At 59.5% G+C, this 8,746-nt stretch carries 10 protein-coding genes and 2 pseudogenes; 2 read left to right on the forward strand and 10 right to left on the reverse strand.

Translation table 11 applies throughout. The features are described 5' to 3' along the window. Positions 1–5: 5 nt before the first annotated feature. The 5 genes and pseudogenes from EOB36_RS10990 to EOB36_RS11015 form a co-directional block, all read right to left on the reverse strand. A complete protein-coding gene (locus EOB36_RS10990; protein ID WP_128284841.1) occupies positions 6–1,439 on the reverse strand; it encodes an NAD-dependent succinate-semialdehyde dehydrogenase in 1,434 nt (477 codons plus the stop codon). 762 nt (positions 1,440–2,201) lie between these two features. Then, the gene (locus tag EOB36_RS35035) at positions 2,202–2,861 is read right to left on the reverse strand and encodes a M24 family metallopeptidase (RefSeq protein ID WP_245467741.1); all 660 of its coding nucleotides are present in this window, start codon (positions 2,859–2,861) and stop codon (positions 2,202–2,204) included. Positions 2,862–2,909: 48 nt separating this feature from the next. Then, a pseudogene (locus tag EOB36_RS35040) lies at positions 2,910–3,365 on the reverse strand (aminopeptidase P family N-terminal domain-containing protein); the annotation flags it as partial. Positions 3,366–3,768: 403 nt separating this feature from the next. After that, positions 3,769–5,058 carry an acetyl-CoA carboxylase biotin carboxylase subunit family protein gene (locus EOB36_RS11010; protein WP_128284843.1) on the reverse strand — a complete coding sequence of 430 codons (1,290 nt, stop codon included), beginning with the start codon at positions 5,056–5,058 and terminating at the stop codon, positions 3,769–3,771. Between the two features lie 25 nt (positions 5,059–5,083). Continuing rightward, entirely contained in the window at positions 5,084–5,278 is a 195-nt protein-coding gene (locus tag EOB36_RS11015) for a hypothetical protein (RefSeq protein ID WP_128284844.1), read from the reverse strand. Positions 5,279–5,590: 312 nt separating this feature from the next. Between EOB36_RS11015 and EOB36_RS11020 the strand changes: the two genes are divergently transcribed. Next, on the forward strand, positions 5,591–5,971 hold the full coding sequence (locus EOB36_RS11020; RefSeq protein WP_206637153.1) for a transposase: 381 nt from the start codon (positions 5,591–5,593) through the stop codon (positions 5,969–5,971). Beyond that, positions 5,968–6,123, forward strand: coding sequence for an IS66 family insertion sequence element accessory protein TnpB (gene tnpB, locus EOB36_RS11025; protein ID WP_128284846.1), 156 nt, complete (start codon positions 5,968–5,970; stop codon positions 6,121–6,123). The genes EOB36_RS11020 and tnpB overlap by 4 nt, the downstream gene beginning before the upstream one ends. Before the next feature lie 48 nt (positions 6,124–6,171). On the opposite strand, the gene EOB36_RS35045 is transcribed toward tnpB, so the two are convergent. From EOB36_RS35045 to EOB36_RS35060, 5 genes and pseudogenes are all read right to left on the reverse strand, one after another. After that, a complete protein-coding gene (locus EOB36_RS35045; protein WP_245467732.1) occupies positions 6,172–6,714 on the reverse strand; it encodes a tyrosine-type recombinase/integrase in 543 nt (180 codons plus the stop codon). Then, positions 6,606–7,124 carry a site-specific integrase gene (locus EOB36_RS35050; protein WP_245467734.1) on the reverse strand — a complete coding sequence of 173 codons (519 nt, stop codon included), beginning with the start codon at positions 7,122–7,124 and terminating at the stop codon, positions 6,606–6,608. The genes EOB36_RS35045 and EOB36_RS35050 overlap by 109 nt, the downstream gene beginning before the upstream one ends. Positions 7,125–7,173: 49 nt before the next feature. Next, complete coding sequence (locus tag EOB36_RS11035) at positions 7,174–8,106, reverse strand: tyrosine-type recombinase/integrase (protein ID WP_128284847.1); 933 nt, start codon at positions 8,104–8,106, stop codon at positions 7,174–7,176. After that, positions 8,103–8,366: a tyrosine-type recombinase/integrase gene (locus tag EOB36_RS35055; RefSeq protein ID WP_348631794.1), complete on the reverse strand. Its 264-nt coding sequence runs from the start codon at positions 8,364–8,366 to the stop codon at positions 8,103–8,105. The genes EOB36_RS11035 and EOB36_RS35055 overlap by 4 nt, the downstream gene beginning before the upstream one ends. Positions 8,367–8,389: 23 nt before the next feature. Next, a pseudogene (locus EOB36_RS35060) lies at positions 8,390–8,665 on the reverse strand (tyrosine-type recombinase/integrase); the annotation flags it as partial. Between the last annotated feature and the right edge of the window lie 81 nt (positions 8,666–8,746).

Below are 8,746 nucleotides of genomic sequence, written 5' to 3' on the forward strand. Positions count from 1 at the left end.
GGATCTCATCCATATGAGCCGAGGCCGTTGACCATTTTCAGGCTTTGGAAACTCCGCACACCCTGCTCACCCCCTTCGTAGCCATAGCCGCTCTGTTTAATGCCTCCATACGGCGAATCTGCCGAAACCCCTTTCAGGTAATTCACACTGACAGCCCCCGCCGAGAGGCCATCGATCAGTGCCCGTTTCGCATTAGCGGCGCCGGTGAAGAAGTAGGCGGCCAAGCCATACTCAGTGGCGTTGGCTTCTTCGATCGCCTCCTCCATAGTGTCGAACGGCGCCACGGTCAGGATCGGTCCGAACGGCTCGTCATGAAGCACTTTGGCATCTTTTGGCACTCCTGTCAGGATGGTCGGGGGCCAGTAAAAACCGGGCTGGTCGAGGCGGCTGCCACCAGTCTCGATGCGGGCGCCGCGATCGACCGCATCCTGGACCAGACGCTGCATGGCATCAATTCGCCGCGCGTTCGCCATAGGACCCATCTCCGTCGCGGGGTCATCCGGGGGACCGATTTTGATTTTGCGGGCGGCTTCCGTCATTCGGGACAGGAATTCCTCATAGAGAGACCGGTCGACGAGAATCCTGCTCGGCGCGTTGCAGCTCTGGCCCGCGCACTCGAACTTGTATTCCGATATCGCCGGGACCGCCTGTGCGAGGTCCGCATCCGCGCACACAACGACGGGGGAGTGTCCACCCAGTTCCAGGACGCAGCGCTGCAAATTATTCGCGGCGAGGGTGGCCAGCTGTTTTCCGACTGCCGTAGAGCCCGTGAAAGTCAAGACCTTCACGATCGAGGAACTGAGGAGATGCCGCGAAATATGCACCGGCACACCAAAGACGAGATTGACCACGCCATCCGGGACACCCGCATGGCGCAAGGCTTCGACGATATGAACGGCGGCGCTCGGCGTCTCCTCCGCACCTTTAAGAATCACTGGGCAGCCTGCTGCCAGCGCGGGAGCGAGCTTGCGGGCGATGAGTACGGCGGGATAGTTCCAAGGCGTAAAGGCAGCAACGACACCGAGGGGCTCCGGGACGATCATCCTGTTCGGGCCCAAGGGAATCGGGGCCGAGAACTCTTCGGCGTGGATGCCGTTCCACTCCAGCGTTTCGACCGCGCGCGCGTACTCACCTGTGGCCTCGGCAATCGTCTTTCCCTGTTCAACTGACAAATCCTTCGCTGCCTCGCCGGCCTTTGTGGCGAGAGTCCTGGCGGCTGCCACAAGGATTTCGCCGCGCTCTTTTACAGGCCGGGAGGACCAAGCCTTGCGGCTGCGCTCTGCCGAAGCGAGGGCCTCGTCCAGATCCGACACCGTCGCCGAGGCCACAGAGCCAAATGCCTTTTCCGTCGCGGGGTTAATCACGGGCAACGTGGCTCTGTTGCTAGCGGCTCGCCATCTACCGTTTATAAAGAGCTCATAGCTCGTGGGGTGGGACATAGCGCGCTCCGCTCGGCTGAATTCAGTGCGATACCAGCCTACATCCGGACCAGAGGCTCGCTTCTGCAGTTTCAACGCGATAGTCACGCCCGGTCAAATATGGAATGTCGATCAAAACTATCTTGAATACAGATCGATCCGGCTCAGCCATGCGCGGAGGAGCGGCAGGCAACTGGCACTTGGTCTCAGCCCGTCAAGAAGGGGGGCTTTTCCGCTCTCGATTAATGTCCTGAGGACTCTGGGATCAGCTTGCGCAGCGACACCGTTGCGCGCTCGACGTAAGGTTCGAAGTCGACCTCCCTTTCTACGATCATCAATATGGTCATGCAAGAAGGCGCATTCATCCTTACCCCGTCCGCCATTCAGAAAGAAGCCTCTCAAGGGCAGATCCGAACGGTGGAATTCATTGATCCCGTAATTGTCCGGTCCCTTGTCCTTGCCTCAACCCGAAAGATGAACGCTCTCCAGCCGTCTCTGCCTTCCGGACTGACCGATTGAAACGGCAAGCAGCCATCCACGCCTCCAGCGGCCCCGTCATGCCCTCGACCATCTTAAGGGAGATCATCGGCAGATTCTTACTGATTCAAGCAGCGAGCTACTAAGCACGGCGCCGGACGGAATGCCAATGGTCACTTCTCCAGAGGGAGCTGCCACCGAGTTGGTCGTTCCGCCTCAGTGAGCTGAATTTGCATCAGGATCATGCTCGTTTGCTCAAGCAGCTTGTCTCCGGACGAGGAACTGACGCGCCGCGCTATCCGCCACTTATGCACGGTACAGAGTGTGAGGCGTATGGCTCAGTATTTCCGCGCCTCGCTCCGTCACTAGGACGCTCTCGCTGGTTCCAATCAGGTACCCACTTTCTCCGCAAAGGATGATTGGCATATGCAAGGTCATGTTGGGCTCGAGTGTGTCCGTAGCACCGGGTTCAAGGCTAATGTTGCCGCGCTCCGACCATCTGATGCCTGATTGATAGCCGACCCGGTGGTTGAGAAACTCCGTGCGCCCAAGTTGCTTTAGTGCCTCTCGACCAGCAGAATCGACTTCGCCGGCAGTCGCACCCGGTTTGATCGCAGAAATAACCGCATCCAATACTTCCATAGAGAGGTTGTGCAGTAGTTCAGTCTCAGCATGTCGACCAAGTAGGGCGCTTCGGACGAGCCCGCAGGCGTACCCGTTCTTATGACCACCAATTTCGATGAATGCGGGCTCATTGTTTTTTATCGGGTGTTGGGTCGGCGTCCCATGCGAAAGCTTCGTCCGTTCGCCAAAGAGTATAGTTGAGGAGGCTGCTTGCACAACGCCGCCGACTTGCTCGACATTGCAATCAATGATCGCAGCCATTTCCTTTTCCGTTATGCACTCCTGCAAAGACTTCTGGAATGTTCGAACGGCCACATCGGTCATTTCCATTGTGAAACGCATGACTTCTATTTCCAACGCCGATTTTACAGCTGCAACGGCGGCTACAATGGGAGTCGCGTCGACGAATATTACATCAGGAAGTAGAATCTGAATCGCACTTACATCCGCAGGCGCAAGATCCCAGCAGCCAAGTTCAAGGCCAATTCTCGGCCTCTTCAACCCGTATCGGCGAATCGCGTTCGCGCATACCGGTGCGAAATCAAACTGCTCTCTGTAAGTAAGTATCTCCTGGACGAAGCTGGCCGGCCGGACGCCACCCAATTCGTACTCTCGGACCACGAACGTCGCCTTTTGCCCCGGGACCATTATTAGTGGGAAGGGCATAAAATACCCTCCGCGGCCGTCATATCCGCTCAGATATTGAAGGTGGCCATGTGCGGTGACTACGAGAGCGTCGAGTCTGGCGCGTTCCATCGCCTCGAACACTTTTAATTGACGGCGCTCGTACTCCGTCCTTGGAAACGGAAGAGCGAATTGCGGAACTGATACAAATGTAGCGGTCACTCGTCACCCATCAGACTGGCGCCATTGGACAACAACTTGGCGGCGCGAACACCGATTCGGCTGGTAAAAATAGAACGGATGCGGCCGACGGCGCACCCACAGAGCTTTGATCGTCCTCCCCACTTTGTTCACATGCAATCGATGTGCCGAGCAGGCTTCGCCAAGCTCAAATGTTCGGCGCGCTAAGCTCAGAAGCGTACGGTCCAGGACACTTGCGCCACATCAGCCATCTCGTCACAACGTCGAGCCGCCGAATGCACGAACAACTTTGAAAACGCTGGATGGATAAAACCGCACGCCGTAAGACAATCGTCTTACGCTTGCGGTCATTCCGCTTGATCTTCCGATAGACCGTGAAAAACGACCCTCTCCTGCTTTTGACGGGATCAGTGATCCGCGACGATCACCTCTTAGCTGACGCCGCCTGAGCAGGTGGAGAAAGGCGAGGCGCCGCTGATTGTTCCTCTCCGCTGGAGGTTGGGAATGGTATGATCGACCAACTGATCAATTCGACCGCGCGCTGAAGTATCGCCTGAGTCTGAGCAAGGCTGGGTGAAACGGCGATGACATAGCCCATGGAGTCTCGGTGATCTCCTTTCCTGATGATCCGCGTCTTTGGTTCAATAGATATTTTGGCCTCGGCGACACCTGGTACAGCAGCCGCCCGACTGTCACCATCAATCCAATCGAGAATGCCATCGCGATCAGGAAGTAAGGATTGCCAGACTGAGATGTGTGAATGACTTCTGCGCAAATTGCATTGGTCGCCTATTACAAGCTTGATGTGCTCGGTGATGAGATCGATACCGTAAGCTAGTTGAACCGGTTCAGGGCCGCCGCTCATGCGTGGATTGACTTCAATGACGACTGGACCCCGCTTCGTACACCGCAGTTCAACGCACGTTGGACCCCAACCAAGGCCGAGAGCTCCCAAACAACTCAGCGAAACATCGGCCATATGTCTATGCTCGTCACTAGTCAGTGGGGCCGGAAAGGTGCCCTCACGAAATACAAAATGCGGTGGGGGGCCGAAGCCCGCGGCCTCAATCCCAATCACTTCATTTCCCATTAGATGCGCAACATAATGGGGACCTTGCGCGAATTCTTCGACCAGTATGGCCGGCGGAGACCACCAAATGTGCTTTCCGCCCAACAAAAAGGCCGTGTGTTCGGTTAACTCGTTGCCATCGCGACACAATCGGACACCGCTGCTACCGCTGCCTGCGGCTGGCTTAAGAATCACCGGCAGCCCAATTTCCGCAGCAGATCTTTCTACGCCCGCCGCATCCGTCGCCAAGCGATACATAGGCATCGGAATGCCCGCGTTTGCGAGGAGTTGACGTTGCGTGAATTTGTTACAGCATCTTTCAATTGATTCGGGAGTCGGTCCGGGTAAACCGAAGTGTCGGCAGAGCCTGCCAACCTTCGCATAGAGTGACTCGTCAAGAGCCGTGAAACCGGTAATCCCAGCAATGTGATACTTTGAGGACAACTGAGAACATTCGTGCGTTAGAGCATCGAGATTGTCAGTCTCGACACGAATTCCCTCAATGCCTTGCGCCGCAAGATAGTCGTACTGAGATGGATCAGCCGACAGCGTAATTGGACGCAGACCAAGACGCTGGGCTGCTTGGACGTATAACAAACCAATGCCCCTATGGCCTTCAACCAGGATAAGCGCTTTTCTTGACATTCGGATCGACCTTTTTGCGGAGGTCTTAGCTCTTGCTGCCCTGAGCTAGACCTGCGGTGAACGTACCATCGTCAGCGATCTGCATTCGCAAAGATTCAGTAAAGTTCTTTAAAGGGTAGGTAACGATGCTTTGGTTGCGCGCGACGTCATAAACGTCGCGGGAAAGGGCGACCTGGTCCTTCGAGTGGTCGCTGAGCACTGCGTCGGCATTCAGGGTCACCTGTTTTTCTGTTCTTCCGCATCGTCAAGGCAGCAGGCTTCGATATCGCGGCCGCCGGCGTCGGCGATCCGCACACCATGATCAACTTCGTCGCCGCAGCCACAACCGTTGCCGTCGCCATCAAGCAGCCTCGTGCAAGCTCCTCAGTGAAGTCTGGCGAACGCTTCATGCAGGGTAAGCGGTGTTTCCGGACCACCTTTCGGGAGTGGTCGCGATCTGTGAGGTTGCCGATCCTGTATTGGGATCGGAGATCGGCTTGTGTCTGGACTTGACCTTACGCTTGACCCGGAGCGGCAGCTTCGGCGTTTCGAGGTGATCAACGGTGCCGGCGGTCGGCGTCACTGGTCGGTGGATGACAAGGCGCGGATCATCGCGGAGACGCTGGAACCGAACGCAATCATTTCCGAGGTCGCCCGTCGGTATGGCCTTAGGCCGCAGCAGGTCTTCGCCTGGCGCCGCGAAGCGAGCAAACAGGCCGCTTCGGTGCAGCAAGATTCTCCTGCCTTTGTGCCGGCGGTTTTGGCGGCGGCGGAACCTGCAGCCAGCCGTTCACCGAAGCAGCGGAAGCGGCAAGCCACCCGAGATGCCGGCATGATCGAGCTTGAGATCGACGGCATCGCGATGCGCGTCGGCCGGGGCGCCGATACCAAGACGGTGGCCGCAGTGATCCGCGCGCTGAAGGCGACGTCGTGATCGGGCCGACGGGTGCGGTCAAGGTCATGGTGGCGACGAAGCCCGTCGACTTCCGCAAGGGTGCGGAGGGAGTGGCGGCGCTGGTGCGAGAGACAATGGGGGCCGATCCGTTCTTATGCGTCGGGCGAGATTATGTGGCGGAGCCGCCCTGACGCCCGGCAAGGCCGGCCAAACCCCAGCTTGCCTCCGCCACATAATATTTAGATGCTGTTCAGCAGTTGCAGAACGGCGTCGTTCGGTCGGAAACGCACGCCGTGGTCGCCGGCGACGCCCGCCTTCTCAAGTCCATTGCGCATCATCTCGACATCCGCGGCGGCATAGCGGTGGGTCGTGGCGACCTGTGCGTGCCCGAGCCAGGCTTGGATCGTCAGAAGGTCCACGCCGGACTGGAGAAGCTTCATGGCGAGGGAGTGCCGGAAGATGTGCGGCGATATGGGCTTGTCGGCCAAGGCCGGCCTGATAGCCACGGCCTCGGCGGCCGCACGCCGCACGATATGGGTCGCTCCGAAACGAGTCAGGCGCTCGTTGCGGGCGCCGACGAATATCGGTCGCGGTTCGTGATGGGCGATCCCGCGCTCGCTCAACAAGGTTGTCAGCGCTCGCGCGAGGTCCTTAGCAATGGGAACGACGCGGTCTATGCGCCCTTTGCCGCGCAGCAGCACTTGCGGGTGCGGCCGCTCCAACTGAAGGTCGTTTGCGTTGACGCCGGTGGCTTCGGAGACCCGGGCGCCGGTCCGTGCCAAGAAGAGCAGAAAGGCTCGGTCGCGCCAACCACGGGGCGTCTTTGATCGGGTGCCGCGATGAGGGTGTCCACTTCGGCCTTGGTGAGGTGGTACGTCACCTCAATGTGCGTCCGTTTAATGGGAATCGTCAGCACGCGTTGGGCGACACCGAAGGACGCCGGGTCGGCGGCAGCGACGTGGTGGAAGAAAGATCGGATCGCGGCCAAGCGGGCGTTGCGCGTGGCGACGCAATTGTTCCGCTTCTCCTCGAGCTCGTCGAGAAAAGCGACAACCAGGTCTCGGTCGAGATCTTCGAGCGTCAACGCCGCCGGCTTCTTCCGCAACCGGGCGGCGGCAAAGAGGATCAGCATGCGCAAGGCGTCGCGATAGCTGGCCACGGTCGCGGGAGTCGCGTTGCGCTGCTTGGTCAAGCGCCGGCGAAGTATGACTCCAGGAGCGGCGCCAGGAGCAAATGTTCGCTCATGCTGCACCTCCATCGAGGAAGGCGCGCTCCGCCGCAATGGCGAGAAGATCCGCCGAGCCAGTGAGGTAGTAGCCTGTATCGCTGTAGCTGGCGTGACCGAGATATGTGGCGAGCAACGGGAGCAGCGCCTGAACGTCTGCGCGCTGTTGGTGCCAGAGGCTGAGGCGGGTCACGGCGAAACGGTGCCTGAGATCGTGTGGCCTTAACGGCTTGCCGCCATCAAGATGGGCGAGCTTGCGGGCCTCAGCAAAACCTTTTTGCAGGCCGGTCGCCGAGAGGCGGTTGCCTCGGGAGCTGAGGAAGAAGGCCTGGTCCTTGGGCGTGAGAAAAGCAGCATCGCGCTCACGCACATATTGACGAAGGGCTGTTTGGGTCGTCGTGTGAACTGGAACGAGACGGTCCTTGCGGAACTTCTTCTTCCGAACGAGGAGCACCCCGTTGGCCAGATCGACGTCGGAACGATCAAGCCTGACCACTTCGCCCGATCGCAGCCCCGAGCTCGCCAACAATCCGATCAGCGTCGCCATCGTCCGCCCTCTGAGAGGGGTGCTTGGCGAAATGCGGGCGCATGCGTCGATGAGCGACGCCAACTCAGTGTCGGTGAGAATACGCGGAGGCGTAATCGCTCTGGATCTGGGGAAAGCTCTGCGCTCCAAGGCCTCGGTTCGGACGTCATAGACGGCGAGATACTCGTAAAACTGGCGGAGCACGCCGTGGCGAGTGACGCGGCTGTTGGCGGCGCCGCCGAACGACAAGGCGAAATCCAGCGCCATCGTTCGAGTGGCGGGGGCAACGAGCTGAGCGCGCTCAACGTAGCGAACGAAAGCCCGCAACGTGCCGGCTTGCTTGCTGAAGGCGTAGCCGAGGGAGTGGCGCAACTCGATGTACCGCTCGGCCTTCTCACCGAGGAATCGGGCGAAGGCGGTCATGCGACGCCTCCCGGAAAGGGGAGTGCGACCTCGGCGAGCTGCGAGGTCGCGACCTTTACGCACAGCGCCGTTGTATTGATGCTCTGGTGCCCGAGAAGATCGGCGACCTCGTTGATCGGCCTTCGCTGCCTGACAAGCTGGGTGGCAAGGCTGTGACGCAGAAGATGCGCACCTCCGACCCACCCGAATTCGATCCCGCCATGCCGCAACCGCTTCCGGACGATCCTCGAAACAGGCGACGCGCACTTGAACGGTCCCAAGGGCGGCGTGAGGACAGGAACAGATACGGACTATCCACCTTCGGTCGCGCGCGCAGGATGTAGTCGGCGAGCGCGGCGCCGGTCTCCTCGAGGAGCGGCGCCACGCGATCACGCTTGCCCTTGGTGCGCCTGACAAAAATCTCGCCAGCTCGCCAGTCGATATCCTGCAGCTGAATGGCGCGGAGCTCGCCGTTGCGAATGCCGGTGGTGGCGAGTAGCAGCAGGACGGCTCGATCGCGGATGTCGACCGGCGTCGTTGCGCCGATCGCATCGATTGCGCCGAACGTCGTCCCATGCAAGGCGCGGAGGCAAATGCGCCAAACGCCAATGAGGCGTCCTTGGGACGACGGCGGCGAGATCCTGGTCGAGGCGTTGGCGGC

This window comes from Mesorhizobium sp. M6A.T.Cr.TU.017.01.1.1, assembly GCF_004023115.1.
Taxonomy (GTDB): Bacteria; Pseudomonadota; Alphaproteobacteria; order Rhizobiales; family Rhizobiaceae; genus Mesorhizobium; species Mesorhizobium mediterraneum.